Origin of the sequence: Streptococcus sp. CCH5-D3 (genome assembly GCF_001556435.1) — a bacterium.
GTDB lineage: Bacteria > Bacillota > Bacilli > Lactobacillales > Streptococcaceae > Streptococcus.
In genome coordinates this window covers 1-491 of sequence record NZ_LSIW01000063.1, presented here as the reverse complement: position 1 = coordinate 491, position 491 = coordinate 1, and the positions used below count along the sequence as shown (strand labels likewise).

1 protein-coding gene is annotated in these 491 nt (G+C 39.3%); it reads right to left on the bottom strand.

The window, feature by feature from the left end:
• Positions 1-491 (bottom strand): Spy0128 family protein (locus tag AX662_RS04430; protein WP_331709202.1); only part of this gene is annotated, 491 nt, incomplete at both ends.

The following is a 491-nucleotide window of genomic DNA, read 5'->3' as shown; positions in this document are numbered from 1 at the left end:
TAGTATTTGTCTTAGTTTGAAGAACTTTACCAGTTGAATCTTTCAATACAAAGCTAAATTCACCGGCTTTCAACTCACGACCTGCGAGAGCCTTGCTAAAGTCAAACTTAGTCTTAACTGGAGCTACAGCAAAGTTGTTGAACTCAGTATCAGCTGGCATTGTAACGGCAGCGTTCAAAAGACCTGTTTGAGCGTCTTTTGTGACATTTACAGTCACAACTGCGTTCATTGAATCGTAATCAATGTTTGTATCTGTTCCAGCTTTTTCACGTACAGTGTAAGTGTGTGTACCTACAGTTGCATATGAGATTGGGTCAAATTGAATTGAACCATCAGCCGCATTTTGTTTAGTTTGAATCACATTACCGTTTTCAAGCAATTCGAATGTGAAGGCATTAGCTTCAAGAGTCTTACCTTCCAAACGTTTTGTGAAGCGGAATTGTGCTTGTGTTGCAGCAGGTGTGAAAGTATTGTTGAATTCTGTATCTGAT